General features: G+C 70.8%; 25 protein-coding genes. 12 read left to right on the top strand and 13 right to left on the bottom strand.

Annotated features, from left to right (window positions below; all coding sequences use genetic code 11):
• Positions 1 to 99: 99 nt before the first annotated feature.
• The 6 genes from AB0H78_RS23185 (at position 100) to AB0H78_RS23160 (ending at position 4,509) form a co-directional block, all read left to right on the top strand.
• The gene (locus AB0H78_RS23185; RefSeq protein WP_363236430.1) at positions 100 to 747 is read left to right on the top strand and encodes an amino acid ABC transporter permease; all 648 of its coding nucleotides are present in this window, start codon (positions 100 to 102) and stop codon (positions 745 to 747) included.
• Positions 744 to 1,601, top strand: a complete 858-nt coding sequence (locus AB0H78_RS23180; RefSeq protein WP_363236429.1) for an amino acid ABC transporter permease — start codon at positions 744 to 746, stop codon at positions 1,599 to 1,601. The genes AB0H78_RS23185 and AB0H78_RS23180 overlap by 4 nt, the downstream gene beginning before the upstream one ends.
• A gap of 170 nt (positions 1,602 to 1,771) precedes the next feature.
• Complete coding sequence (locus tag AB0H78_RS23175) at positions 1,772 to 3,364, top strand: FAD-dependent monooxygenase (RefSeq protein WP_363236428.1); 1,593 nt, start codon at positions 1,772 to 1,774, stop codon at positions 3,362 to 3,364.
• A gap of 5 nt (positions 3,365 to 3,369) precedes the next feature.
• On the top strand, positions 3,370 to 3,483 hold the full coding sequence (locus AB0H78_RS23170) for a putative leader peptide (RefSeq protein WP_363236654.1): 114 nt from the start codon (positions 3,370 to 3,372) through the stop codon (positions 3,481 to 3,483).
• Between the two features lie 96 nt (positions 3,484 to 3,579).
• Entirely contained in the window at positions 3,580 to 4,122 is a 543-nt protein-coding gene (locus AB0H78_RS23165; protein ID WP_363236653.1) for a cysteine dioxygenase, read from the top strand.
• Complete coding sequence (locus tag AB0H78_RS23160; protein WP_363236427.1) at positions 4,123 to 4,509, top strand: rhodanese-like domain-containing protein; 387 nt, start codon at positions 4,123 to 4,125, stop codon at positions 4,507 to 4,509.
• A 28-nt stretch (positions 4,510 to 4,537) separates the two neighbouring features.
• Here AB0H78_RS23160 and AB0H78_RS23155 read toward each other — a convergent pair whose 3' ends face one another.
• The 6 genes from AB0H78_RS23155 to AB0H78_RS23130 all read right to left on the bottom strand — a co-directional run bounded on the left by AB0H78_RS23155 (position 4,538) and on the right by AB0H78_RS23130 (position 11,199).
• On the bottom strand, positions 4,538 to 7,090 hold the full coding sequence (locus AB0H78_RS23155; RefSeq protein WP_363236426.1) for an FtsX-like permease family protein: 2,553 nt from the start codon (positions 7,088 to 7,090) through the stop codon (positions 4,538 to 4,540).
• The gene (locus AB0H78_RS23150; RefSeq protein ID WP_363236425.1) at positions 7,087 to 7,647 is read right to left on the bottom strand and encodes a helix-turn-helix domain-containing protein; all 561 of its coding nucleotides are present in this window, start codon (positions 7,645 to 7,647) and stop codon (positions 7,087 to 7,089) included. The genes AB0H78_RS23155 and AB0H78_RS23150 overlap by 4 nt, the downstream gene beginning before the upstream one ends.
• Positions 7,648 to 7,745: 98 nt before the next feature.
• Positions 7,746 to 8,372 carry a recombination regulator RecX gene (recX, locus tag AB0H78_RS23145; protein WP_363236424.1) on the bottom strand — a complete coding sequence of 209 codons (627 nt, stop codon included), beginning with the start codon at positions 8,370 to 8,372 and terminating at the stop codon, positions 7,746 to 7,748.
• A 3-nt stretch (positions 8,373 to 8,375) separates the two neighbouring features.
• A complete protein-coding gene (gene recA, locus AB0H78_RS23140) occupies positions 8,376 to 9,503 on the bottom strand; it encodes a recombinase RecA (RefSeq protein WP_363236423.1) in 1,128 nt (375 codons plus the stop codon).
• A 208-nt stretch (positions 9,504 to 9,711) separates the two neighbouring features.
• A complete protein-coding gene (locus AB0H78_RS23135) occupies positions 9,712 to 10,830 on the bottom strand; it encodes an AI-2E family transporter (protein ID WP_363236652.1) in 1,119 nt (372 codons plus the stop codon).
• Between the two features lie 174 nt (positions 10,831 to 11,004).
• The gene (locus AB0H78_RS23130) at positions 11,005 to 11,199 is read right to left on the bottom strand and encodes a DUF3046 domain-containing protein (RefSeq protein WP_363236422.1); all 195 of its coding nucleotides are present in this window, start codon (positions 11,197 to 11,199) and stop codon (positions 11,005 to 11,007) included.
• Positions 11,200 to 11,278: 79 nt separating this feature from the next.
• On the opposite strand from AB0H78_RS23130, the gene AB0H78_RS23125 reads away from it, so the two are divergent.
• Positions 11,279 to 12,211 carry a hypothetical protein gene (locus AB0H78_RS23125; RefSeq protein ID WP_363236421.1) on the top strand — a complete coding sequence of 311 codons (933 nt, stop codon included), beginning with the start codon at positions 11,279 to 11,281 and terminating at the stop codon, positions 12,209 to 12,211.
• Positions 12,212 to 12,222: 11 nt separating this feature from the next.
• Here the strand turns inward: AB0H78_RS23125 and AB0H78_RS23120 are convergent, their stop codons facing one another.
• A complete protein-coding gene (locus tag AB0H78_RS23120) occupies positions 12,223 to 13,410 on the bottom strand; it encodes a helix-turn-helix domain-containing protein (RefSeq protein WP_363236420.1) in 1,188 nt (395 codons plus the stop codon).
• 161 nt (positions 13,411 to 13,571) lie between these two features.
• Between AB0H78_RS23120 and AB0H78_RS23115 the strand changes: the two genes are divergently transcribed.
• Both AB0H78_RS23115 and AB0H78_RS23110 read left to right on the top strand, forming a co-directional pair.
• Positions 13,572 to 14,975, top strand: a complete 1,404-nt coding sequence (locus tag AB0H78_RS23115) for an alkyl sulfatase dimerization domain-containing protein (RefSeq protein WP_363236419.1) — start codon at positions 13,572 to 13,574, stop codon at positions 14,973 to 14,975.
• Positions 14,975 to 16,312, top strand: coding sequence for an MFS transporter (locus AB0H78_RS23110; RefSeq protein WP_363236418.1), 1,338 nt, complete (start codon positions 14,975 to 14,977; stop codon positions 16,310 to 16,312). The genes AB0H78_RS23115 and AB0H78_RS23110 overlap by 1 nt, the downstream gene beginning before the upstream one ends.
• 23 nt (positions 16,313 to 16,335) lie before the next feature.
• Here the strand turns inward: AB0H78_RS23110 and AB0H78_RS23105 are convergent, their stop codons facing one another.
• The 3 genes from AB0H78_RS23105 to AB0H78_RS23095 are packed head-to-tail and all read right to left on the bottom strand — an operon-like array spanning position 16,336 to position 18,240.
• Positions 16,336 to 16,641: an AzlD domain-containing protein gene (locus AB0H78_RS23105; protein ID WP_363236417.1), complete on the bottom strand. Its 306-nt coding sequence runs from the start codon at positions 16,639 to 16,641 to the stop codon at positions 16,336 to 16,338.
• The gene (locus AB0H78_RS23100; RefSeq protein WP_363236416.1) at positions 16,638 to 17,378 is read right to left on the bottom strand and encodes an AzlC family ABC transporter permease; all 741 of its coding nucleotides are present in this window, start codon (positions 17,376 to 17,378) and stop codon (positions 16,638 to 16,640) included. The genes AB0H78_RS23105 and AB0H78_RS23100 overlap by 4 nt, the downstream gene beginning before the upstream one ends.
• A 10-nt stretch (positions 17,379 to 17,388) precedes the next feature.
• The gene (locus tag AB0H78_RS23095) at positions 17,389 to 18,240 is read right to left on the bottom strand and encodes an AraC family transcriptional regulator (protein WP_363236415.1); all 852 of its coding nucleotides are present in this window, start codon (positions 18,238 to 18,240) and stop codon (positions 17,389 to 17,391) included.
• 55 nt (positions 18,241 to 18,295) lie between these two features.
• On the opposite strand from AB0H78_RS23095, the gene AB0H78_RS23090 reads away from it, so the two are divergent.
• Genes AB0H78_RS23090 through AB0H78_RS23080 form a run of 3 tightly spaced genes read left to right on the top strand, consistent with a single transcriptional unit; the run spans position 18,296 to position 24,491 of the window.
• A complete protein-coding gene (locus AB0H78_RS23090) occupies positions 18,296 to 22,915 on the top strand; it encodes an ATP-dependent helicase (protein WP_363236414.1) in 4,620 nt (1,539 codons plus the stop codon).
• Between the two features lie 26 nt (positions 22,916 to 22,941).
• Positions 22,942 to 23,685 (top strand): DNA-formamidopyrimidine glycosylase family protein, encoded by a 744-nt coding sequence (locus AB0H78_RS23085; RefSeq protein ID WP_363236413.1) that lies wholly within the window; start codon positions 22,942 to 22,944, stop codon positions 23,683 to 23,685.
• Positions 23,686 to 23,717: 32 nt separating this feature from the next.
• On the top strand, positions 23,718 to 24,491 hold the full coding sequence (locus AB0H78_RS23080) for an SDR family NAD(P)-dependent oxidoreductase (protein ID WP_363236412.1): 774 nt from the start codon (positions 23,718 to 23,720) through the stop codon (positions 24,489 to 24,491).
• On the opposite strand, the gene AB0H78_RS23075 is transcribed toward AB0H78_RS23080, so the two are convergent.
• The 3 genes from AB0H78_RS23075 to AB0H78_RS23065 form a co-directional block, all read right to left on the bottom strand.
• On the bottom strand, positions 24,439 to 24,672 hold the full coding sequence (locus AB0H78_RS23075) for a hypothetical protein (RefSeq protein ID WP_363236411.1): 234 nt from the start codon (positions 24,670 to 24,672) through the stop codon (positions 24,439 to 24,441). The two genes, AB0H78_RS23080 and AB0H78_RS23075, sit on opposite strands and share 53 nt — an antisense overlap.
• Positions 24,673 to 24,768: 96 nt before the next feature.
• A complete protein-coding gene (locus AB0H78_RS23070) occupies positions 24,769 to 25,239 on the bottom strand; it encodes a DNA starvation/stationary phase protection protein (RefSeq protein ID WP_363236410.1) in 471 nt (156 codons plus the stop codon).
• Between the two features lie 103 nt (positions 25,240 to 25,342).
• Positions 25,343 to 25,732: a helix-turn-helix transcriptional regulator gene (locus AB0H78_RS23065; protein ID WP_363236409.1), complete on the bottom strand. Its 390-nt coding sequence runs from the start codon at positions 25,730 to 25,732 to the stop codon at positions 25,343 to 25,345.
• Between the last annotated feature and the right edge of the window lie 4 nt (positions 25,733 to 25,736).

Genomic DNA, 25,736 nt, shown 5'->3' with positions numbered 1-25,736 from the left:
CCCGGTCCTTCATCCTGTGTGCGCTGAAGCGCCCCGTACACCGCTACGGGGCGCTCGGCCCCCTGTCTTCCAGCAGCTGCCCGCCGACGCGGAGACCTCATGAACGTACTGCTCGACAATTTTTCCGATTTCCGCGCCGGCTTCATAGGAACCCTGTCGATCACCGCCTTCAGCACGGCGATAGCCCTGGTACTCGGCGTGATCATCGCCGGCTTCCGGGTCTCCCCCGTGCCTCCTCTGCGGTTCTTCGGCACGGCCTGGGTGACGCTCCTGCGCAACACCCCGCTCACCCTGCTCTTCCTGGTCGCCACCTTCGTGGTCCCTCTGGTGTTCTTCCCGGGCATGAGCTCCTTCGTGCTCGCCTCGCTCGCGCTCGGCTTCTACACCTCCTCGTTCGTCTGCGAGGCCATCAGGTCCGGCATCAACACGGTGCCCCTGGGGCAGGCGGAGGCCGCCCGTTCGCTCGGGATGTCGTTCTCCCAGACTCTGCGCCTGATCGTGCTGCCGCAGGCCACCCGGACCGTCATCCCGCCGCTGAGCAGCATCATCATCGCGCTCACCAAGAACTCGGCGATCGCGGGCGCGTTCAACGTCGTCGAACTCTTCGGCTGGCAGAAGTCGTTGAGCGACCAGGGTTACGCCATCGTCCCGATCTTCATCTGGGTCGCCCTCGGCTATCTGGTCATCACCTTCACCATCAGCGGTCTCTTCCGCCTTCTTGAGCGCCGTATGGAGGTCGCCCGATGAGTGCCAGCGTTCTGTACGACGCTCCCGGCCCCAAGGCCGTCCTGCGCAACCGGATCTACACCGTCGTCGGTACCGTCGCGGTCGTCGCGCTGATCGTCTTCGCCGTCCTGCGCCTGAAGGACAAGGGCCAGCTCGAGGGCGCGATGTGGGACATCTTCAACTACTCCGGCATCCGCCAGAACATCGCGGACGCCATCGTCGCCACGCTCAAGGCCTTCGGCCTGGCGGCGATCGGCTCCCTGGTGCTCGGTGTGGTCCTGGTCGTCGGCCGGCTCTCCGACCACCGGCCGGTCCGCTGGGTGGCCACCACGTTCGTCGAGCTGTTCCGCTCCATCCCGCTGCTGATCACCATCTATGCGATCTGGGTGGGCTTCCTCGCGAACGATCCGATGTGGGCGCTGGCTCTGGGACTCTCGGTCTACAACGGCTGTGTGCAGGCCGAGGTGCTGCGGGCCGGTATCAACTCCGTGCCCACGGGGCAGCGCGAGGCCGCCTACGCCCTCGGGCTCAGCAAGTCGCAGGTCATGATGAGCGTCCTGATACCGCAGGCGGTCCGCGCGATGCTGCCGACGATCATCAGCCAGCTGGTGGTCACGCTCAAGGACACCTCGCTCGGTTACATCATCCTGTACCCGGAGCTGCTGCAGACGGCGCGGCTGATCGCGAGCAACACCCAGGTCAACGGCGACTATCCGTACGTCCCCACGATCATCGTGATCGGCACCATCTACGTGACGATGTGTCTGATGCTCGCCGGGCTCGCCACCTGGATCGAGAAGCGCGGGCGGCGCGCCAAGACCGGGATCGACGTGGCTCCGGCGGCACCTCTGACGCCTACGGACGTCAGCGCCTGACGGGGTCGTCCGACGGGATCGCCTGACGGGGCGTGAGGCGGCGGCGCGCGCGCCGCCGCCCGGTGTCACTTGACGGGGGCACCCGCAGTGGGTTGCATACGTTCTGTGATCGTGCACCGGGCTGTACCTGTCTGTCCCCGCTCCTCCGCACCAGCCGGAGGAGTCGCGCCGTGGACCCGGTGATCGTCGTCGGCGCGGGCCCGGTCGGGCTCGCGCTGGCACTGGCCCTCGCCTCGCAGGGTGTCCCCTCCGTAGTCCTGGACGAAGGCACGGGCAGCGACGAAGCACGGCCCGCCCGTACGGCCGTACTGCGGCCCGACATCGCGGAGTTCGTGGAACGACTGGGCTGTACGACGGCTCGCGACGAGGGCGCGCACTGGCTCGCCTGGCGGTCGATGCGGCACGGACGGGAGCAGCGCCGCTTCTCCTTCGACGCGTCGCTTCCCTCACCGCTGCACGTGCCCCAGCATGCGCTGACGCGGGGGCTGCGTGCGGCCGTCGCCGCGCACGACCAGGTCCAACTGGTCACAGAGAGCCACCTGGACACCATCGAGCAGGACGCCGACGGCGTCACCGCGCACACCCGTGGTCCGGGCGCGACCTGGTGGCGCGGAAGTCACCTGGTGGGCTGCGACGGCGCCCGCTCCACCGTCCGCAAACTGCTCGACATCCGCTTTCCCGGCCGTACGGCGGTGGAACGCCACGCCGTCGCCGCACTGCGCGCCGAACTGCCCTGGCCCGGCGAAGCCTTGCTGCACCGGATGCCCCCGTGGCGCGGCAGCGGCGACGAGGTGACGGCTCGGCCGCTGCCCGACGGGGTCTGGCGTCTTGACTGGCTGCTGCCCGCCCGCGCCGAACTGGTCACCCCCGAGGCCATGGTGGCGCGCATCCGGGACACGCTGGCCGGGTGGTGCGGCGAGACACCTCCGTACGAACTGATCGACACCGGCGTCCACACCCTCCACCACCGCCTCGCGCGCCGCTGGCGCGTGGGCAGAGCTTTCCTGGCGGGCGATGCCGCGCATCTGCTCGGCGCGCTCGGTACGCAGGGGCTGGACGAGGGGCTTCGGGATGCCCGGAACCTGGCCTGGAAGCTGGCGCAGGTCTGGCACCACGGGGGCTCCGAGCTGCTGCTCGACAGCTACCAGGCGGAGCGGCGCACGGCTGTCGCCGCCAGGCTCCGTGCCGCGGACCAGTCGCTGCCGATACTGCGCGGCGGGAAGGGGCTGCGGACCTTTGTACCGGGCGCGGCCCGTGGTCATGACGCCCTGCTCACGGACGGGCATCTGGGGCGCGGGGCACTGGGAGCACTTCCGGTGTACGCGCACTCCCCCCTCGCACCTCCGTACACCGATTCGCGTACCGAGGTCGCCACGGCGGTCGGCGCATCGGTCGAGGACGTACCGGTGACGACGCCGGACGGCTCGGCGGCCGGACTGCGGGACCGGCTGGAGCGAGGGCGGCTGCTGGTGGTGCTGATCGCTCCGGGGACCGGGGTGTGGGACCGGAGGCACTGGCTGACCGCCGGGGTGATGCCCCGGCTGGCCGCTGCGGTGGCCGCCCTCCCGGTAAGGGGCGAGCTCCTGGTCGCCGAGTCTTACCCAGGGGCCTCGGCCCACACGGTGCTGCTGATCCGGCCCGACGGACACCTGGTGGCGGCCTTCGCCGGGGTGCGGCCGGCCGAGCTGTACGAGGCCGCGGATGTGGCACGCGGGGGCGTGCCCGTCGTCGTACGTACGGAAAGCCCCGTGGACGTCAATTGACCGACGTGGGTGCGCATGGTGTACTCCGGAATGTGACCGACACCCATGCGCACCTGTGGCGGAGGGTCCATATGGACCTTGTCCGCTATGCGGGCTGCGTGTGTCGCCCGTCCTGCTGATTCGCCTTTTCCCTGTGCCGAGCCGCGCCGTACCGCAATGGACCGCTGTGGCCGCACTCCTTCGCGAACCTCATCGGACGGTCACCCGTGTCTGCTCTGTCTCCTTCCACACCCTCGTCCGCCCCTGCGCGCTCCGACGCGCCCGCATCAGCTCCCACCTCCGCCGAGCTGCTGGATTTCGTACGTCGTACGGCGGCCGACACCGCGCTCGTCTCCTCGCTGCCCCTCGACCCCGAGGGGCGCACCTGGCTGCGTCTCGACGGCCCCGCCGGCAGTGAGGCCTGGCTGATCGGCTGGCCGCCGGGAACCGGCACCGGCTGGCACGACCACGGCGGTTCGTACGGCGCCTTCGCCACGGCGGCCGGCCGGCTGACGGAGGACTCGCTGGCCGCGCGGCTGCCCACCGAGGGGTGGAAGACGCTGGAGCTGGCCGACGGGGTCGACCGCACCCGGCAGCTGACACCTGTCCAGGGAAGGGCTTTCGGTCCGCACCACGTACATCAGGTGCTCAATGAATCGGCCGATGCCCCCGCGGTCTCGGTGCATGCGTACTACCCGCCGCTGCCTCTGATGCGCCGCTACAGTCGCACCGGCCCGGTGCTCCGCCTGGAGCAGGTCGAGCTTCCCGGGGCGTGGTGAATGAGCGAGCCCATGTCCATCGACGAGTTGCTGGAGCGGGTGCGCAAGGACCTGGACCGGGTCGGGCCGCAGGAGGCGTCGCAAGCCGCTGCCGACGGGGCGCTGCTGGTGGACATCCGGTATGCCGCGCTGCGCGAGCGGGACGGTCTGATTCCGGGGGCGCTGGTCGTGGAGCGCAACGAACTGGAGTGGCGGCTCGATCCGCAGGGCAGCCACCGTGCGGCCGAGGCGACCGGCCACGGCCTGCGGGTGGTGGTGATCTGCAACGAGGGGTACGCATCCTCGCTCGCGGCCGCGTCCTTGCGGGAGTTGGGGCTGTACAGGGCCACGGATCTGATCGGCGGTTTCCAGGCCTGGCGTGCGGCAGGGCTCCCGGTCGAGGGGTGACCGGGAGCCCTGGTGAAGAGGGAGGCGGCTACTCCCTGGCCGTGGCCACCTCGACGGGGCGCGGCCTGAGTGCCACGCGGCCGGGGAGCGCCGTCGCGATCAGGGCCAGCAGGGCTGCGGTGCCCACGACGGCCGCGTAGACCAGCGGCAGGACCGCGGGGGCCGCGCTTCCCGTCATTCCGACGCTGAAGGCGGTCAGGACGGCGAGCGAGATGCCGGAGCCGAGGGCCGCGGCGGTCAGGAGGACCGTCAGGGCTTCCAGCCGGAGCATCCGCAGGACCTGGCGGCGGGTGGAGCCGACCAGCCTCAGGAGGGCGAATTCCCTGATGCGTTCGGAAACCGACATGGCGAGGGTGTTGACGACGGCGATGGCGGTGAACGCGAGAACCAGTCCCATGGCCAGGTAGTTGACCTCGGCGTTGGTGCGCTGCTGGTCGGCCTGGACCTTATCGGCACTCGATCGGGTGATGACGCTGACGCCGGGGAACTCCTTGACCGCGGCGGTGAGTTCTCGCTGTGTGGTCGCACCGGGGTCGGCGGCCACGAGGACAGCGGTGGAGAGGGGGTTGTCGACATGGTGGGCGAGAAGGTCGTGGGGAAGGGTCAGGTCGCCGAAGCCCAGGCCCCGTGCATAGACGGCTGAGACGGTGAGGGCGGCCGGGGTGCCGTCGCCGAGCGTGAGCTTCAGCGTGCTGCCGGGCTTCAGGTGGAGCTGGTCGGCGGCCAGTTCACTGACGGCGACCGAGTTCGCGCCGAAGCGGTCCAGGGAGCCGCTGGTGACGCCGGGGTTCCAGGTGCGGGTCAGCCCGGCGGAGGTGACCCCCTGAGCTGCGTACTTGGTGAGGCCGACGCGGACGGTGGTCCTGACGATCTCCGTGACCGCCGAGACGCCGTGGGTGGTACGAAGCTTCGCCGCGGCCTGCGCCGGCACTCCGGGACCCTGCGACGCCAGCAGCCAGGGGGCGCTGATGCCTTCCCTGGCCTGTGCACGGGCGGCGTTGCCCAGGGTCGGCTGGACGAAGAGCACGGTGCAGGTCATGCCGATGAGGAGGGCGAGGGGCGTCACGGCGGCTGCCATCCGCGCGGAGTTGCCCCGGACGTTGGCGACAGCGAGCCTGCCGCCGAATCCGGTCAGCCGCAGCGGACCGGCCAGGATCGCGGCCGCGCCCTTGACGATCAGCGGGCCCAGAAGCGAGACGGAGGAGGCGAGGACCACAACTGCGAGGAACGTCACAGGGGTTGAGGCGGGTTCGGTGCGCAGCATGCTCAGTACGACCACGAGGACAACGCCCCCGGCGAGCAGCAGGAGCCCGGCGACGATACGGCTCCAGCGGGGGCGGGCCCGCTCGACTGCGGACTCCACCATCGCCTCGGCCGGGCGGATCCGGGAGATACGGCGGCCTGAGATCCGGGCCGCGCCCCAGGCGCCGAACAGTGTCGCGGCGACTGCGGCGAACATCGGGAAGACGCTGACGGTGCGTTCCAAGGTCACGGGGACGGCACCCATGTCGACGAACCTGCCGTACAGCCAGGCGCCCAGCGGGAGTCCGGCGAGCGAGCCCAGGACTCCGGCGACCCCGCCGACCAGCAGCGCCTCGCGGCCGAGGAGGCTGCGGATCTGCTTCGGGGTGGCGGCGATGGCGCGCAGCAGGGCCAGTTCGCGGTGTCGCTGCTGGATGGAGAGCGCAAAGGTGGAGACGACGACGAGGATCGCGACGAGCAGGGAGGTACCTCCCATGGCACCGCCCATGGAGATGAGCTTGATGCGGGCTCCGGCGGCATCGAGGAACTCGACGGGGCCGCGGTCGGCGCCTGCGGAGACCTGGGCGGTGGTGGCGCCGGAGGTCTTGAGCGCATCCCCGATGGCCCGCTTCAACTGGTCTGTGTCGATGCCCTGTTCGGGGATCACACCGATGGCGGTGACCTGCCCGGGGCGGGCGGAGAGCCGCTTTGCCTCGCCGAGGGAGAAGAAGAGCGAGGTCTGGTGCCGGAGATCGCCGCCTCGTGCGGCGGCGATACCGGTGACCGTGTACGTCCGGGGGGCTTGGGTGGACTGGACGGTGAGCCGGGAGCCGGGCTTCAGGCGAGCGCGATCGGCGAGACCGCGGTCGACGACGAGGTCGGTGGCAGCGACCGGCGCCTTTCCTTCGGTGAGGGCGAAGGGGGTCAGTGCGGCCGAGTCCCAGGCGTGTCCGTACGTGGGAGCGCCTCCCGCTCCCGCCAACGGCCTCGCCAGGAAGGTGAGTTCGGGGACGACGGCGCGTACGCCCGGCACATCACGGAGTCGCTCGACCGTTCCCTCGGGCAGCCAGGCCCGCTCGGCCACCGGCTTGGCCTTGTGCTTGACCTTGGTCTTGCCGTTGCCCTTGTGCTTGACGGTGGTCTGGTGGACGTTCTGGTCGGCCGAGACGACGACCGGCGCGGCGGCATAGCGCTCGGTGGTGATCGTGCCGCGCAGACCGGTCTCCAGAAGGGTTCCGCAGGCAGTGATCAGGGCGGCCGCGCACATCAGCGCGACAAAGGCACCGAGGAAGCCGCCCTTGCGGTCGCGGACGGTCTGCAGGGCATAGCGCAGCATCATGATGCATCCTCGGCAGCAGGGAAGGCCATCAGTCGGGTGTGCACGGTGCGGGCGCCCGCCGGTGTCCGGCTCTCGGGGCGCTTGTAGCGGTTGAGGAGGGTGATGTACTCCTCGAAGAACTCCCGGAGTTCAGGGAGGGTGAGCCGGATCTCCGAGCGCGAGTAGGCGAATTCATCGCTGTCGCTGTCGCGTTGCAGCCGCTCGAAGAGTTCGAGGTCCGCTGCGTAGGCGTGGTGGTTGAGCTCGTCCATGACGAGCCGCATCTCGGGTGTCTGCCGGCTGCGCGGCGGGAACCGGCGGTCGCCGGGGACCACCCGCCACCAGCGTGCTCTGCGCGTGCCCTCGCCCTCGGTCTCCTCGACGAAGCCGTACCGGGCGAGCTCACGCAGGTGGTAGCTGGTGGCACCGGTGTTCAGCCCCAGGGCGCGGGCGAGGATCGCGGAGGTCGCCGGACCCTCCAGGGTGAGCTGCTGAAGCACCTGCTGCCTGCGCGGATGCGCCAGCGCCTTGAGCGCGGCGAGATCCGCGATCTCCGTACCGCCGGATTCCCTTGTCATGCGGTACACATTTCCGTGTGCACACCTGTCTGTGCACTGGAGCGGCCCGGCGTCGTCGCCCGGGGGCTACCCCCACCCCCGGTGCCGCGCCGGCCTCCCTAGAACCCCCCGTGCTCCAGATCGTCGGCGTTCTCGCCCTCTTCCTCCAGGGCGCGCCGGACCACTCGCAGGGCCATACCCTCCGGATATCCCTTGCGGGCCAGCATCCCGGCCAGACGGCGCAGGCGCTTGTCCCGCTCCAGGCCCCGGGTGGAGCGGAGCTTACGGTCGACGAGCTCGCGGGCCCGCTCCTCCTCCTGCTCGGAGTCGAGCTGCCCGACCGCATCGTCGATCAATGCGGAGTCGACGCCCTTGGTCCGCAGCTCCTGGACGAGCGCACGCCGGGCCAGGCCCCGGCCGTGATGGCGGGACTCGACCCAGGCGTCCGCGAAGGCCGCGTCATTGATCAGGCCGACCTCTTCGAAGCGGGAGAGCACCTCTTCCGAGACCTCGTCAGGGATCTCCCGCTTCTTCAGAGCGTCCGCCAACTGCTTGCGGGTGCGCGGGGTCCCGGTGAGCAGGCGCAGGCAGATCGCCCGCGCCCGCTCTGCCGGATCCTGGGACTTCTCCGGACGCTCCCGGTCCGACCGCTCCCGGCCCGGACGTGCCCCGTCCCGCTCCCGTCGCCGGGTCCCCTTGCTCTCCTCGGAGTCCGTGGCCCCCGCCCATTCGGTTCTCCGGGTCATGGGCTAGCTCTTGGCCGCGACAGCCTTGGCCGTCTTGGCCTTGGATGCCGGAGCGGGCACCGACTTGGATGCATCGTCCGCGAGGACAGCGGCCGTCGCGTCCGCGCCCGGCTCGGCCGCCGGAGTCTCCGGACGGACACCGACGCCCAGCTTCTCCTTGATCTTCTTCTCGATCTCGTCGGCGAGATCGGGGTTGTCCTTCAGGAAGTTGCGGGCGTTCTCCTTGCCCTGGCCGAGCTGGTCGCCCTCGTACGTGTACCAGGCGCCGGCCTTGCGGACGAAGCCGTGCTCCACGCCCATGTCGATCAGACCGCCCTCGCGGCTGATGCCCTGGCCGTAGAGGATGTCGAACTCGGCCTGCTTGAAGGGCGGCGCGACCTTGTTCTTGACGACCTTGACGCGGGTACGGTTGCCGACCGCGTCGGTGCCGTCCTTCAGCGTCTCGATGCGGCGGATGTCGAGGCGCACCGAAGCGTAGAACTTCAGCGCCCGGCCACCGGTGGTGGTCTCCGGGGAGCCGAACATCACGCCGATCTTCTCGCGGAGCTGGTTGATGAAGATCGCGGTGGTCTTGGTCTGGTTCAGCGCACCGGTGATCTTGCGGAGCGCCTGGCTCATCAGTCGCGCCTGCAGACCGACGTGGGAGTCGCCCATCTCGCCCTCGATCTCCGCACGCGGCACGAGCGCCGCGACGGAGTCGATGACGATCAGGTCGAGCGCGCCGGAGCGGACCAGCATGTCCACGATCTCCAGAGCCTGCTCGCCGCTGTCCGGCTGCGAGAGGATCAGGTTGTCGATGTCGACGCCGAGCTTCTTCGCGTACTCGGGGTCGAGTGCGTGCTCCGCGTCGATGAAGGCCACCGAGCCGCCGAGCTTCTGCGCATTGGCGACGGCGTGCAGCGTCAGGGTCGTCTTGCCGGAGGACTCCGGGCCGTACACCTCCACCACACGGCCGCGCGGGAGGCCGCCGACGCCGAGCGCCACGTCCAGTGCGGTCGACCCGGTCGGGATGACCTCGATGGGCTCGTTCGTCCGCTCGCCCATGCGCATCACTGCGCCCTTGCCGAATTGCCGTTCAATCTGCGCGAGCGCGGCGTCGAGCGCCTTCTCGCGGTCTGTACCTGCTGCCATGGGTTCCACCCGATTTGCTTGAGTCGATCGCTTCACGTCAAAGACGCTAACCCCTGCCACTGACAATGGGCCTCGACGTCCCTCCAGCCTGTGGACAAGTCGGCCGGAACCCTTGAAAACACAGGGTCGCCACCCCATGAGAATGGATGTTCGATTTTGGTGTCAAGCGCACCACGCGCACCGCGGCGGACATTGCGCAGGGGCGCGCTCAGTCCCTGTCCTGGCGCAGCACACGCCGTATCCGGGCGAGCACCGTGACTCCGCTGCGGGGCCGGTGCCTGCCGTGCATGCGCGGGTCGTCCGTCACGTCGTACCGCTTCACGTACGCGCCGAGGAACGCCTGCAGCGTCGCGACCGCCGGGATCGCGACCAGCGCGCCGACCGCACCCAGCAGCGCGGTACCCGCGATGACCGAGCCGAAAGCCACCGCGGGGTGGATGTCGACGGTCTTGGAGGTGAGCTTCGGCTGCAGGACGTAGTTCTCGAACTGCTGGTAGATCACGACGAACACGAGGACCCACACCGCGTACCAGGGATCGACGGTGAAGGCGATCAGCATCGGCAGGGCGCCCGCCAGATACGTGCCGATGGTGGGGATGAACTGGGAGACCAGACCCACCCAGACCGCGAGCGCGGGTGCGTACGGAACGCCCAGCGCGGCCAGCAGGATGTAGTGCGCGACACCCGAGATGAGCGCCATGAGCGCGCGCGAGTAGAGATAGCCGCCGGTCTTGTCGGCCGCGATCTCCCAGGCGCGCAGCACCTCGGCCTGCTTGGCCGGCGGGAGCACGGAGCACAGGGCACGCCGCAGCCTGGGGCCGTCGGCGGCGAAGTAGAAGGCGAACAGAAAGATCGTCAGAAGCCGGAAGAGGCCGCCGAGCACGGTGGTCGAGACGTCCAGGACGCCGCTCGCGCTGTTCTGTACGTACTTCTGCAGCCAGTCGGAGTGCAGCAGGCTGTCCTGGACCGCGACCCGGGACAGGTCCGTGTGGAAGGTCTGGTTGATCCAATTGATCACCGAGTCGAGGTACTTGGGGAACTCCTCGACCATGTCCACGATCTGGCCCGCGAGCATCGAACCGAGCAGGAAGATGAATCCCGCTCCGGCGATCAGCACCCCGAAGAAGACCAGGAACGTGGCGAGCCCCCTGCGCATCCCGCGCGCCGCCATCCGCCCCACGGCCGGCTCCACGGCCAGCGCGACGAAGAATGCGATCAGGACATTGATCAACAGCCCGATCAGCTGGTGGAAGGCCCAATTGCCCAGCTGGAAGCAGGCGATCAGGGCGAGCGCGAGCACCATCGCCCTCGGCAGCCAGCGCGGCATGCGCGCGGGCCCGGCGGCGCCGCGCTCGGCGGCGGGCGGCGGCGGGACCGGCGGAGCGGTGTCCGCGGCGGTCGGGTCCTGGGCTCTGTCGTCTGTCGGTGCCACGGAATCAGTCTCGCCTACGGGGAGGACAACCGGATCCACACACGCCTGTCCGCGGCTCGCCGGTGCCCGTCAACGCCGCTCGGCGGGGATGCCCACCGCCGCGCAGACACCCCGCCAGACGTCCTTGGTCTCCCAGCCGGCGGCGAGCGCCTCGTGCACCGTACGGCCGCCGAGCTCGGCCATCACATGGTCGCGGGCGAAGGAATCGGCGTACCCCGCACCGAAGTGCTCCGCCATCCGCTCCCAGAAAATCGTCAACCGCATGACCCCAGTATCCCGCCCCTGAGAGTGCAGCCTGCCCCGTCCCCCTTGCCGAGAGCGCTTTCCGCCCTACGGTCGGAACATGGCTGGATCCGGAGCATCTCCCCTCGCACGCGCCGAGCACTTCATCTGGCTGACGGCCCGGGTGCTCGAGCAGCGGCGGTTCGCGTTCCACTTCCTCGGCAACGACACCCGCCCCGACAGCGCCGAGGAAGCGGTCGAGGCCGCCCTCACCGCGTACCGCAACGAAGACGGCGGCTACGGTCACGCACTCGAACCCGATCTTCGCGGCCCGGTCAGCCAGCCGCTGCACACCGCGCACGCCCTGCGCGTCCTGGACTCGGTGGGCCGCTGCAACGGCAGACGGGTGGAGCAGGTGTGCCGCTATCTGACCGAAGTGTCCAACCGGGACGGCGCGCTGCCCGCGCTGCACCCCTCCCTGCGCGGCTACCCGGCGGCCCCCTTCCTGCCGATCGTCGACGATCCGCCGAGCGATCTGCTGGCGACGGGTCCCGTGGTCGGACTGCTGCACCGCAACGAGGTGTGGCACGCGTGGCTCTTCAGGGCGACCGACTTCTGCTGGTCGGCCGTGGACGCGCTGGAGAAGTCCCATCCGTACGAGATCCAGGCCGCCGTCGCCTTCCTGGACGGCGTACCCGACCGTTCCAGGGCCCAGGCGGCCGCGGACCGGCTGGGCCGGCTGGTGCGGGAGCAGCGTCTCGCCGTCACCGATCCGCTGCGGCGCGCGGACTTTCCCGTGGCCCCGGGCTACGGACCGGGCGAGCACCATTTCCCGTACGACTTCGTGCGCACGCCCGAGTCGCTGGCGCGCGCCTGGTTCACCGAGGAGGAGATGGACCGCTCGCTGGACCACCTCGCGGGCGAGCAGCAGCAGGACGGCGGCTGGCCCATCAACTGGCGTGCCTGGGCGCCGGGTACAGCCCTTGAGTGGCGGCCGATCGTGACGATCCAGGCGTTGCTGACGCTACGGGCCCACGGGCGCGCCATCGCCTGACGACGTGCGGCTCAGGCCTCGCGCAGCAGCAGTGCCGCGATCGCCAGAGCGGTGCCGCGCGGCGACGACAGGTCGATACCGGTCTGCTCGGCGATCTTCGCCAGCCGGTTGTCGACCGTATTGGGATGCAGCCCGAGACGCTGGGCGGTGGCACGCCTGTCCTGCTGCTCGGCGAGGTGCGTACGAAGGGTGTCGATGAGCTCGGGCCGGTCGGCCACGGGGTCGAGCAGGGCGGCGATGCGGTGGCTGCTCTCGCTGGGGCGCGAGAGATGGAACTCCAGCAGGACGTCGTCGATTCCGTGCAGTCCGGCGGGGAGTCCGCAGGCACGCGCGACGCGCAGGATCTCACCGGCGGTGCGAGCCGCGTCCGGTATCCCACCGGGATCGTCGGCGCGTACGGCGGCGATACGGACCTCCAGGCCGCACGCCCGGCTGACCGCCCGGGCCAGGTCCTCGGGAGGCTCGCAGCCCTTGGGCACGACGGCCCGGCCGGGCTCCACGTCCAGGAGGGCGAGCACCTCCGTACCGAAAGCGTGGTCGAGGACCGTCTGGACGCGACGCAGCCTGCGCCGGACCACCACAGGCCCCTCGGCTCCTGCCGGACCGGCGCCCAGGGAGATGGCCAGCACCAGCGCGGGCCCCTCGAGCCGGAGTTGCTCCAGGAGTACGTGGCCGGGCGGGAGCATGCCGTCGAGCAGCCCGCGGACCAGGGACCGGCGCTGGGCCCGCTGTTCGGCCTCCAGCGCCGATCGCTCGTCGAGGTAGGTCTCGGCGACAGCACCGACGATGGTGTGGTGTGAACGCAGGAGCAGGTCGACAAGTTCCATCAGGGCCGCTTCGTCACCGGGTCCTGCGGCTTCGCGCAGGGCCTGCCACAGCACGTACATCCCCAGCGCGTGGGTGCGCAGCAGCAGATGGAGCGGCATGCCCTCCTCGGCGCGCTGGGCGGCGCGCTCGCGGAAGAGGCGGTGGCCGCTCGGGCTGAGGTGCGGCTCGGTGACGCGGCGCAGGAAGAGCCGTACGCCGTGGCGTGCGGTGGCGGCGATCTCCAGGTCTTTGACGTCGTCGGGGAGTTCGGCGTACCCGGGGAGCTCCTCGAAGGACTCGCGGGCCATGCGTCGCGCCAGTTCATTGACCCGGGGCTCGCAGCGCAGGGCGAGAGCACGGGCCGCGGGGGACAGACCAGGGGTCGGATCCATGGCCTCTCCTTCGCCGTCCGCGACCAGGGTTGTGACGCGTCACATTACGCACGCGGGGCGCATGTGACGAGAGCGGGTGTTCGAGGTCACCCTCCGGTCCGAGACTCGTAGGGGCAGTGACCTGCCGTGATCTGCCGCACAGCACCGAAGGAGCCGCTGATATGACAGAGCACACTCCGCAGAACTACCTCGACTACACAGACCGCGTATGGCGCGGCGAGGAGAGTCTGCTGGCCCATCACACAGGCGCGTACACGAGCGAAAAGCTCGTTCCCGTACGTGACCGGGTCGGCTTCTTCCCCGCCTTCTCCAACGTCGCGGTCTTCGACACCGGGGACGGGCCGGTTCTGGTGGACTCCGGAGACTTCCGTACGGCCGGACAACTGCACACGGCGGTAAGGGCCTTCAGCGACCGGCCGGTTCACTCGATCGTCTACACGCACGGCCATGTCGACCATGTCTTCGGGGTGACGCCCTTCGACCAGCAGGCCCAGGAGACGGGCGGCGAACGGCCCGAGGTGATCGCACACCAGGCGGTGACGGCCCGATTCGACCGCTACCTCCAGACCTCGGGCTACAACGCCTGGATCAACCGCAGGCAGTTCGGCGTCCCGTCCCTCAAGTGGCCGACGTCCTACCGCTATCCCGACACCACCTATGCGGACCGTCTGACCGTCGAGCGCGGCGACCTCGCCTTCGAGCTGGTCCATGCGCGCGGGGAGACCGACGACCACACCTATGTGTGGATCCCCGCACTCAAGACGCTGTGCACCGGCGACCTGTTCATCTGGAACTCCCCCAACGCCGGCAACCCGCAGAAGGTGCAGCGCTACCCGGAGGAGTGGGCCCGTGCGCTGCGGGCGATGCAGGAGCTGGGCGCGGAGCTGCTGCTGCCGGGGCACGGTGTGCCCATCGTGGGCGCGAGCCGCATCCACCAGGCACTCGACGACACGGCGCGCCTTCTGGAGTCGCTCTGCGAGCAGACGCGCACGCTGATGAACGCGGGCCACCGGCTGGATGCCGTACTGCACGGGGTGAAGGTCCCCGAGGAACTGCTCGGCAAGCCCTATCTGCACCCGGCCTACGACGAGCCGGAGTTCGTCGTACGGAACCTGTGGCGGCTCTGGGGCGGCTGGTACGACCAGAACCCGGCCAATCTGAAGCCGGCCGCCGAAGCGGCGGTCGCGGCCGAGTTCGCCACGGCCGCGGGCGGAGCGATCGCGCTGGCGCGGCGGGCGGCGGCTCTGCTGGCCGAGGGCGAGATGCGGCTGGCCTCGCACCTGGCGGAGACGGCGGCGCTGGCCGCGCCGACCGACACCGAAGTGGCCCGTATACGCGCCGACGTCTACGCCCGGCGGGCGCGGACCGAGACGTCCACCATGGCGCGCGGAATCTTCCACTGGGCCGCCGCGGAGTCGGCCGCCGTGGCCGAGGGCACGGACGTCGAGACGGAGTTGACGCGCTCCGAGGCAGGCCGCAAGCAGGCCGCGGGACTGATCAGTGTGGGGGTCGTCGACGACGACTCGTGCGGCTGCGGCGACATCGGCGGCGAGGTGCAGGAGTGATGACCTCTGCTCCGGCACGCGCGCCGGAGCAGACCGGTGCGGCCTCGCCACGGCACAGCGCCTGGGGCACCACCTGGCTGCTGCTCGCCTTCATGCTCGTGAACTTCGCCGACAAGACGGTCATGGGGCTCGCAGCCGGCCCGATCCGCGCCGAACTGGGACTGACGCGCGGCGAGTTCGGCACCGCCCAGTCGGCGTTCTTCGCGCTCTTCAGCCTGGCGGCGCTCGGAGTGTCCTTCCTGACCCGCCGGATCCGCACCACGGTGCTGCTCCTTGCCATGGCCCTGTTGTGGTCCGTCGCCCAACTGCCGATGCTGATCGGCGCCGCCGGGTTCGGCACGCTGATCGCGACCCGGGTGCTGCTCGGTGCCGCCGAGGGACCGGCGGTGCCGGTGGCCGTGCACCATCTGCACGGCTGGTTCGGGCAGAAGGAGCGCACCCTGCCGACGGCGGTGCTGCTGGTGGGCGCCGCGGCCGGGGTCGCGGTCTCCGCACCCCTGCTCACCCTGGTGATCGACTGCTGGGGCTGGCGCTGGGCGTTCGGGATCGTGGGCTTTGCGGGCCTGGGCTGGTCGGGTTTCTGGATCGTACGGTCGAAGGAGGGGCCGTTCGCCCCGCCCCTCGTAAAGAGGGCGTCGTCCGTGCTGGATCCCTCCGCGGTCCCGTACCGCAGGATCCTGCTTTCGGGCACCTGGCTGACCGCCGCCTTCGGGGCCTTCGCCGCCTACTGGATGCTGTCGGCCGGCCTGACCTGGGCTCCGGACTATCTCCAGAAGGTCACCGGTCTGTCGCTCGAGCAGTCGGGCGCGGTCGTGACGGGTGCGGCCATCGGCAACGGCGTCGTCCTGCTCACCCACGGCCTGCTGGCCCGGCGTGCGGCAGAGCGCGGCACCGCCCGCCCCCGTCTCGCGGCGGGGGCGGGCGGCGGCCTGGTGATGTGTGTGGCGGCTGTATCGATCGCCGCGTTCGCGCAGGTCGACGCGGTCGGCGTGAAGATCGCACTGATGGTCGGCCCGATGGCGCTGACCAATGTGATCCTGACCATCTCGCAGACGGCCTGCGCCCGGATCACCCCGCCCTCGCAGCGAGGTGTCGCACTCGGCGCGCTGGCCTTCGTGTACGCACTGGCCGGCATCCTCTCGCCCATGGTCACGGGCCGGCTGGTGGACGGGGCCGCGACCACGGCGGCCGGCTATCGCACGGCCTATCTGCTGATGGCCGCGCTGGTGGCGGTGGCCGGAGTACTGGCCGCGTTCCTGCTGCGGCCCGAGAGGGACGCGGCACGCCTGGGCGTCGCGGAGACGACCACAGCGTCGGTCCTCTCCCCCGCGCACTGAGGAGCGGGTGTACGGGCTCGGGCTCAGGCCAGCGCCCGTACACCGGCCGTGACCACCACGGCCGCCGCGACGACCACCAGGAAGGGAGCGCGCAGCAGCAGCGCGAGCGCCGCTGCCGCAACCCCCGCGCCCCGGGCGTCCAGGACGAGCTGCTGACCGTTCCCGAAGGTCTGCTGAGCGGTGAGCGCGGCGAGCAGGGCAACAGGAAGAAGCGCGGACAACCGCTTGACCAGCGGCTTCTCCAGCACGCCCGCAGGAACGAGCAGCCCGAGCAGCTTGACGAGGTAGCAACCGACAGCGGTCGCGGCGATGGCGATCCAGATGCTCAACGGTCCCCCTCCTTGGTGGGGTCGGTGATCATGCGGCCCTTGAGGAAGAGCACAGCGGGCGCGGCCAGTGCGGCGACCAGCACAGGCACTCCGGCGGGCAGCACCGGCAGGAGGCCGAGGATCAGGACGACGGCCAGGGCGGCGACGAAACGTTCTGTCGTCGTACGGAGCATGGGCGCGAGCAGCGCCACGAAGACGGCGGGGCCTGCCGCGTCCAGGCCCCACGCCTTGGTGTCGCCGAGTGCCTGGGCGCCGAGGGCACCTATCAGGGTGGTGAGATTCCACAGCACGTAGAGGGTCAGCCCGGTGGCGGTGAAGCCGATACGGGCGGCCCGCCGGGTGGGCTGGGCCAGTGTGACGGCGGTGGTCTCGTCGATCACCCAGTGGGCGGCGAAGGGGCGCACCGCCCGTGGCAGGGCCAGGAGCTGGGAGAGCCGAAGCCCGTAGAAGGTGTTCCGTACCCCCAGGAAGAAGGCGCCCGCGGCCGCGGTGAACGGACTGCCGCCCGCCGCCAGCGCACCGACCAGGGCGAACTGCGACGCCCCGGTGAAGACCATGAGACTCAGCACGCAGGTCTGCAGGAGGCTGAGACCGGATCCGGCCGAGGTCACCCCGAAGGCGAACCCGGAGAGCCCCACAGCGACGCCGACGCCGAGGGCATCCCTGATGACCGCCGCGTCGGGTTTGTGCTCGTCCTCGGTGTGTATGTGCTCGGGTGTCGTCTGTTCTGTTGCCACACGAGGGACGTTACGAGGAGCTGTCCCCGGCCGTCTTGTACGTTCTTGCACGATCACGCCGATAGGCCCCGGGCGGCACCCCGACGATGCGGGTGAAATGCCGGTTGAGGTGCGGCTGGTCGCTGAACCCGACAGCGGCGGCCGCCTCCGCGGGGGTCGTACCGGCGTCCAGGAGATGGCGGGCACGGCGTACCCGCTCATTGGTGAGCCAGGTGTGCGGTGGCATCCCGTACTGCTGCTTGAAGGCACGCAGCAGCGCGAAGGGGCTGGTGGACAGGGACGTGGCGAGCTGTTCCAGGGACGGCGGATCGGCCATCCGCTCCTGGAGCACCGCGCGTGCCCGGGCGGCGTCGCGGGCGCCCGCGGAGCTGGGCGCCAGGGAGGGAAGGGTCTGTCCGTGCACGCGCAGCAGCCGGGCGACCATGATCCGCAGCATGCTGTCCGCGGCCAGCGCGTTGCCCTCCTCGGCGGCACGGTGCACCTCGCGCAGCAGCCGGGCGGCCTGGAAGTCCACCACGTCGGTCTCGGCGAAACCGGGAGTACCGCGCAGTGACGTCGTCTCGGCGGCGATGTCGGCGACCACCTGGGCCGAGGGGTAGAGCGTCGCGTACTCCCAGCCTTCGGGAACGCCGGCGCGGGCGGTGTGCGGGACTTCGGGGTTGATCATGACCACGGTGCCCGGTCCTGCGTGCACCGTCCCGCCGGGCAGGCCCACGTCCTCGACGCCGTGGGTGATCGTGCCGAAGACGTACCCCTCGTGGCTGTGCCTGGGGAAGGTGTGGCCGATGTAGCGGGCGCGCAGGAGATCGACGCCGGGCAGCTGCTCGTAACTCCAGTACCGTGCCTGCTCCCCCTTGCCCATGGGTCGATTCTCGCAGCTCCGGGCGGTTGTCAGTGGTGGGGTGCACGATGGGGGCATGGCGAGGACAGCGCTCGATACCTTCTCCCCCGCGACCCGGTCCTGGTTCACGGGGGCTTTCACCGCGCCCACCCCCGCCCAGGACGGCGCGTGGCGGGCGATCGGTGAGGGCTCCGACGTGCTGGTCGTGGCCCCGACCGGCTCCGGCAAGACCCTCGCCGCCTTCCTCGCCGCGCTGGACTCCCTCGCGTCCTCGCCGCCGCCCGCGGACACGAAGAAGCGCTGCCGGGTGCTGTACGTATCACCGCTGAAAGCCCTGGCCGTCGACGTCGAGCGAAATCTGCGCAGCCCGCTCACGGGCATCCGCCAGGAGTCCGTCCGACTCGGACTCCCCGAACCCGACATCCGGGTCGGCATCCGCTCAGGGGACACCCCTGCCTCCGAGCGGCGCGCGATGGCCACCCGACCGCCGGACATCCTGATCACGACACCCGAGTCGCTGTTCCTGATGCTGACCTCGTCGGCGCGCGATGCGCTGACCGGCATCGAGACGGTGATCCTGGACGAGGTGCACGCCGTCGCGGGCACCAAGCGCGGCGCGCATCTCGCCGTGTCCCTGGAGCGCCTGGACGAGTTGCTGCCGCGGCCCGCCCGCCGGATCGGCCTCTCGGCGACGGTCCGTCCGGTGGACGAGATCGCGCGCTATCTCTCGCCGCAGCGCAAGGCGGAGATCGTACAGCCGCCCTCGGGCAAGGAATTCGACCTCTCCGTGGTCGTCCCGGTCGAGGACATGGGCGAGTTGGGCGGCTCGCCCGTCTCCGAAGCCTCGGGGACCGGTGAGAAGCCTTCGATCTGGCCGCAGGTCGAGGAGCGGATCGCCGACCTCGTCCAGGCCCACCGCTCGACAATCGTCTTCGCCAACTCACGCCGCCTGGCGGAGCGTCTGTGCAACCGCCTCAATGAGATCGCCTACGAACGCGCCACCGGCGAGTCCCTGCCCGAAGCGCACTCCCCCGCGGAGGTCATGGCCGAATCGGGAGCCGCCAAGGGCGCCCCGCCCCTCCTCGCCCGCGCCCACCACGGTTCGGTCTCCAAGGAGCAGCGCGCCCTCGTCGAGGAGGACCTCAAGGCGGGCCGGCTGCCCGCGGTGGTGGCCACCTCCAGCCTTGAACTGGGCATCGACATGGGCGCGGTGGACCTGGTCATCCAGGTCGAGTCCCCGCCGTCCGTCGCCTCGGGCCTGCAGCGGGTCGGCCGCGCGGGACACCAGGTCGGCGCGGTCTCGACGGGCGTCGTCTTCCCCAAGTACCGCGGCGACCTGGTACAGGCCGCCGTCGTCACCGAGCGGATGCGCACGGGCTCCATCGAGTCGCTGCGCGTCCCTTCCAACCCCCTGGACGTCCTCGCCCAGCAACTGGTCGCCATGGTCGCCCTCGACAGCTGGCAGGCCGACGACCTCCTCGCCGTCGTGCGCCGCGCCGCCCCCTTCGCCTCGCTCCCGGAATCGGCGTTCACCGCGGTCCTGGACATGCTCGCCGGACGCTATCCCTCCGACGCCTTCGCCGAGTTGCGCCCGCGCGTCGTCTGGGACCGTATCGCGGGTACGGTCACGGGCCGACCCGGAGCGCAGCGCCTGGCCGTCACCTCGGGTGGCACCATCCCCGACCGCGGCCTCTTCGGCGTCTTCCTGGCGGGCGCCGACCCGAAGAAGGGCGGCGGCCGGGTCGGCGAGCTGGACGAGGAGATGGTCTACGAATCACGGGTCGGCGACGTCTTCACCCTCGGTACGACGTCCTGGCGCATCCAGGACATCACCCGCGACCGCGTTCTGGTCACCCCCGCCCCCGGAGTGCCGGGCCGGCTCCCCTTCTGGAAGGGCGACCAGCTGGGCCGCCCCCTCGAACTGGGCCGCGCGGTCGGCGCGTTCCTCCGCGAGGTCGGCCGGCAGTCCCCCGAGGACGCCCGGCTGCGCCTCCTCGCCGCAGGCCTGGACGACTGGGCGGCCGGCAACGTCCAGTCGTACCTCGAAGAACAGCGCCGCGCCTGCGGACACGTCCCGGACGACCGCACCATCGTCGTCGAGCGCTTCCGCGACGAGCTGGGCGACTGGCGCGTCGTGATCCACTCCCCTTTCGGCGCCCAGGTGCACGCCCCCTGGGCACTGGCACTGGGCGCCAAACTCTCCGAGCGGTACGGCATGGACGCCCAGGTCATGCATGCCGACGACGGCATCGTGCTGCGCCTGCCCGACGCCGACCTGATGGACTTCGGCCCGGAGAGCGACCCCGCGGCGCAGGGCACCGAGTTCGACTCCGAACAGGCCCCCCTCGGCGCCGCCGACGTCGCCTTCGACAAGGGCGACATCAACCAGATCGTCACCGACCAGGTGGGCGGCTCCGCCCTCTTCGCCTCGCGGTTCCGCGAGTGTGCGGCCCGCGCCCTGCTGCTGCCGCGCCGCAGCCCTGGCAAGCGCACCCCCCTGTGGCAGCAGCGTCAGCGCGCATCCCAACTCCTCCAGGTCGCATCTGAGTTCGGTTCGTTCCCCATCGTCCTGGAAGCGGTCCGCGAGTGCCTCCAGGACGTCTTCGACGTCCCCGGCCTCACCGAGCTGATGGGTGACATCGAGTCCCGCCGGGTGCGCCTGGTCGAGGTCACCACCACCGAGCCGTCGCCGTTCGCCCGCTCGCTCCTCTTCGGTTATGTCGCGCAGTTCCTGTACGAGGGCGACTCGCCCCTCGCCGAGCGCAGGGCCGCCGCACTCTCCCTCGACTCCCGCCTCCTGGCGGAGCTCCTGGGCCAGGCGGAGCTGCGTGAGCTCCTCGACCCGGACGTCCTCACCGAGCTGGAGCGCGAGCTCCAGTGGCTGACCGAGGACCGCCGGATCAAGGACGCCGAGGGGGTGGCGGACCTCCTGCGCCTTCTTGGCCCGCTCACCGAGGCCGAGTTGACGGAGCGGGGCGCAGATCCGCAGTGGCCCCAGGACCTGGCATCCGCCCGTCGGGTCATCGCCGTCCGTATCGCCGGAGCGGACCACTGGGCCTCCATCGAGGACGCGGGCCGGCTGCGTGACGCGCTCGGCACAGCGCTTCCGGTCGGTGTGCCCGAGGCTTTCACCGAGCCGGTCAAGAACCCCCTCGGCGATCTCCTCTCCCGTTTCGCCCGTACGCACGGCCCTTTCACCTCCTCCCAGGCCGCCTCACGCTTCGGGCTCGGCACCGCCGTGACCGACGGTGCGCTGCAGCGCCTCGCCGCCGGCGGCCGGGTGGTCCAGGGCGAGTTCCATCCATCGGGCATCGGCCAGGAGTGGTGCGACGCCACCGTCCTGCGCCGTCTGCGCCGCCGCTCCCTCGCCGCCCTGCGCCACGAGGTCGAACCGGTCCCGCCCGCAGCCCTCGCCACGTTCCTCCCCCAGTGGCAACACCTGGGCAGCAACAGCCTGCGCGGGATCGACGGCCTCGCCCGTGCGATCGAGCAGTTGCAGGGCGCACCCGTTCCCGCATCGGCCCTCGAAAAGCTCGTCCTCCCGTCCCGCATCAGCGGCTACACCCCCGCTCTCCTCGACGAGTTGACCACCACCGGCGAGGTCGTCTGGTCCGGAGCGGGCGCGCTCCCCGGCAAGGACGGCTGGATCTCCCTCTACCTCGCCGACGCGGCCCCGCTGCTCCTCCCGCCGCCCCACCCTCTGGAACTGAGCGCTCTGCACGAGTCGGTCCTCAAAACCCTCGCCCCCGGGTACGGACTCTTCTTCCGCCAGATCGCCGACGAGATCCGCGCGACCACCCACCCGGAGTGCACCGACCCCCAACTGGCCGACGCCATCTGGGATCTGGCCTGGTCGGGGCGGCTCACCAACGACACCCTGGCCCCGCTCCGCTCCCTCCTGGGCTCCGGCCGCACCGCCGGCTCCACGGCCCACCGCGCCAAGCGCGCGATCCCTCGCGGCCGCTACGGAACGCCGACCGCGGCCGCCCGCCCCACCTCGCGCACGGGCCCGCCCACGGTCTCCGGCCGCTGGTCCCTGCTCCCCTCGCACGAGCCGGACCCGACTCACCGCGCGCACGCCCTGGCGCGCACCCTCCTGGACCGCCACGGCGTGGTCACCCGTGGCGCAGTGGCGGCCGAGGGCGTCCAGGGCGGCTTCTCGGCGGTCTATCGCATCCTCTCCGCCTTCGAGGACAGCGGCCAGGCCCGCAGGGGGTATGTGGTGGAGGGCCTCGGCGCGGCCCAGTTCGCCATGGACGGCGCGGTGGACCGCCTCCGCGCCGCGGCCACGGCCCGCGACCGTACGGAATCAGGAAGCAATCCCCATGCCCTGGTCCTGGCGGCGGCCGACCCCGCCAATGCCTACGGAGCGGCCCTTCCCTGGCCTGAGTCACCGGCCGACGCAGGACACAAGCCGGGACGCAAGGCAGGCTCCCTGGTGGTCCTCGTCGACGGCGAGCTCACCCTGTACATGGAGCGCGGCGGCAAGTCTCTCCTCGCCTGGCCCACGGACCCCGAAGATCCCGCCCTGCTCGCCGCGGCCCGCGCCCTGGCCGCGTCGGCGACCGCCGGATCCCTCGGCACGATCACGGTCGAGCGCACGAACGGCGCCCCGGCCCTCACCTCTCCGCTGGGCCGCACCCTGGAATCAGCGGGCTTCATCGCCACCCCCAGAGGTCTCCGCCTCCGCGCCTGACCCCCTACACCGGCAGACTGGACCCCATGCCCGAAGGAGACACCGTCTGGCAGACCGCCCGGCGCCTGCACACCGCCCTGGCAGGCCACACCCTCGTCCGCTCGGACCTGCGCGTCCCCCGGTTCGCCACCGCCGACCTCACCGGGCGCACCGTCCTGGACGCCACCCCTCGCGGCAAGCACCTCCTCACCCGCATCGAGGGCGGCCTCACCCTCCACAGCCACCTCCGTATGGAAGGCGCCTGGAAGATCTACGCTCCCGGTGAGCGCTGGCGCGGCGGGCCCTCCCACCAGATCCGAGCCGTCCTCGCCACCGCCGGACGCACCGCGGTCGGCTACCGCCTCCCCGTCCTGGAACTCCTGCGCACCGAGGACGAGGAGCAGGCCGTCGGCCACCTCGGCCCCGACCTCCTGGGCCCCGGCTGGGACGCGGAGAGAGCCCTCTCCAACCTCCTCTCCGACCCCGACCGCCCCATCGGCGAGGCCCTCCTCGACCAGCGCAACCTCGCCGGCGTCGGCAACATCTACAAGTCCGAGACCTGCTTCCTCGTCCACGCGTCCCCCTGGCTGCCCATCGGTGAACTCCCCACCCCCGAACGCCTGGTGGCCGCGGCGAAGAAGCTGCTGGACACCAACCGCGACCGCCCCGTCCGCAATGTGTACATCTACGGCCGCGCGGGCAGCCCCTGCCCGCGTTGCCGCACCCCGATCCGCCAGGCCCCCCAGCGGGACCGCCCGACCTACTGGTGCCCTTCCTGCCAAGGCAATTGACGCCCCGTCAGATTCGGCCGTACGGTCCCACCATGCCCATCAAGGCGTACGACCTCACCGGCCGCACCGCGTTCATCACCGGCGCCGCGAGCGGCATAGGCCGCGCAAGTGCCGTGCTCCTCGCGGAAGCAGGCGCCACCGTCCACTGCGCGGACCGCGACGAGAAGGGCCTGCAGGAGACCGCCGATCTGATCGCCGCCGCAGGAGGCGCCGCAGCCCGCACCCACACCCTCGACGTCACCGACCGCGCCCAGCTCGCCGAGGCCATCGGATCCACCGGCACCCGCCTGGACATCCTGGCGGCAGTGGCCGGGATCATGCACAGCAGCACCGTCCTGGAGACCAGGGACGAGGACCTCGATCGCGTCCTGTCGGTCAACTTCAAGGGCGTCCTGTACGCATGCCAGGAAGCGGCCCGCAAAATGATCGCCGACGCGACGCCCCACGGCTCCATCGTCACCATGGCCTCGGGCGCCATGGACTCGGCAACCCCCGGCCTGCTCTGCTACAGCACCGCCAAGGCGGCCGTGGTCCAGCTCACCAAGACGCTCGCCGCCGAGCTCGGCCCCCACTCCATCCGCGCCAACGCCGTCGCCCCCGGCTGGATCCGCACCCCCATGACCGACCGCCACGACGAAGCCCACCAGCAGCAGGTCGAATCCAGGATGACGCGCATCTCCCCGCTCGGCCGCGTAGGAGAGCCGGAGGACGTCGCCCACGCGGTCCTTCACCTGGCCTCGGACGCCTCCGCCTTCATGACGGGTCAGATTCTCCGCCCGAACGGCGGCGTAGCCATGCCCTGGTAGTGACCCCACCGCTCCCGCCCGGCAGCACCGTCACATGCACCGGCAGCAGACTCAGCCCCCACCCGCCCACCGCCACCGCGCCCTCGACCAGCCCCGTGTCACCCGGCACCAGCGCCAGACGCAGCACGGCCCATGACCACAGGGCGCCCACCACCAGCGCCGGGATCCACCGCAGTACCATGACTGCCTCCTCCGGCCGACGCTAGACGGGCTCGATCACCCGGCGCGAGGGCGCACCGGGTGCAAACCCGGCGCGTATGCACACCACCCCGCGCCCCTAGGCGCTCTCCGCCTGGAACATCCACGCGTGCTTCTCGAGATCTGCGGTCAGCCCGATGATCACGTCCTGGCTGATCGGATCCGCGTCCCCGGTCGCCTCGATCCGCTCCCGCATCCGCCCCACCACGGCCGCCAGCGCGTCCACCAGCACCTTCACCGCATCGACGTCCTTCACCCACCCCGAAGGCACCTCGCCGATCGCACTGGACCGCGCCACCGTGGCCGCCCGCCCGTCCGGCGTCACACCGAGCGCCGAAGCCCGCTCCGCCACCGTGTCCGAGTGCAGCCGCGCCGTGTCCACGACCTCGTCGAGCTGCAGGTGTACGGACCGAAAGCGCGGCCCGACCACATTCCAGTGCACCTGCTTGGCCACCAGCGAGAGGTCCACGAGATCCACCAGCGCCCCTTGAAGCGCTTCCCCGACCACTTTCATATCGGCCTCGGACAGCGGGCTCTTCACGACAGACATGTCGGTCCTCCGATGCGTCTCCACGAGCTTCCCGTCCCACCTTGTACGCAAAAGCCCCGGTCGGCCACTGGGGCCGACCGGGGCTGACAAGACTGCCGAAAACTCAGGCGGCGACGACATCCACCGCTTCCGCAGGCGCCTTGATCGTCACCCGTTCCGTCGACACCGGTACACCGGTCATCGACGTCACGGAGATCGAATTGAGCATCGGTCGCACTGGTGCACGCACTGGCCCAGTGACCGCTGCCGACTCGGCCAGTTCCGCCAAGGACAATTCGTCGCTCACTTCACGCATGAGCTCGGACATCCGTACATCAAGCGCGTCGCAGATCGCGGAGAGCAGCTCGGAGGATGCCTCCTTCTGCCCCCGCTCCACCTCGGAAAGATAGCCGAGAGAGACTCGGGCGGACGAGGAGACTTCGCGCAGAGTACGGCCTTGGCGCTGGCGCTGCCGACGCAGCACGTCACCCAGCAGGCGACGGAGCAGAATCATCGGT

Source organism: Streptomyces sp. NPDC050738, assembly GCF_040654175.1.
Lineage (GTDB): Bacteria > Actinomycetota > Actinomycetes > Streptomycetales > Streptomycetaceae > Streptomyces.
This window is presented reverse-complemented; position numbering and strand designations above follow the sequence as displayed.